This is a genomic window from Cellulomonas algicola (genome assembly GCF_003851725.1).
GTDB classification, from domain to species: Bacteria; Actinomycetota; Actinomycetes; order Actinomycetales; family Cellulomonadaceae; genus Cellulomonas; species Cellulomonas algicola.
The window spans coordinates 1-440 of sequence record NZ_BHYL01000522.1 but is presented as its reverse complement, the minus strand read 5'-3'; the positions used below and the strand labels follow the sequence as shown (position 1 = coordinate 440).

The 440-nt window shown below is 80.0% G+C and carries 1 pseudogene; it reads left to right on the top strand.

The window, feature by feature from the left end:
* Positions 1-440 (top strand): annotated as a pseudogene (locus tag CTKZ_RS21930) (hypothetical protein); the annotation flags it as partial.

Here is a 440-nt window from a genome sequence, read left to right as displayed (position 1 = left end):
GCCGCGGACCAGCAGCCCGCGTGGGAGGCGCCCGCCGCCGAGCAGGCGTGGCAGGCACCCGTCGCCGAGCAGCAGCCCGCGTGGCAGCCGCCCGTCGCCGAGGCCCCGGCCGCCGCCGAGCCCGTCGCCGAGCAGCCCGCGTGGAACGGTGCGCAGCCCGCGTTCCTCCCGGTCGAGGCGCCCGCGCAGCCGACCGCTCCGAGCGCCGGCTTCAACGAGCTCGTCCAGGGTGGCGAGCAGGACAAGCCGAAGCGTCGCTGGGGCCTGTTCGGTCGTCGCAAGGGTGAGGACGGCGTCGAGACGGCGTCCGCGCCGACGCCCGCCGCGCCCGCACCGGTCGCCGAGCAGTCCGCGCCGGCCCGCACGTCCGCCTGGAACGCCGAGCAGCCGCCCGCGCCCGCCGCCACGCCCTCGTGGGCCGCGGCGACGTGGACCGCACC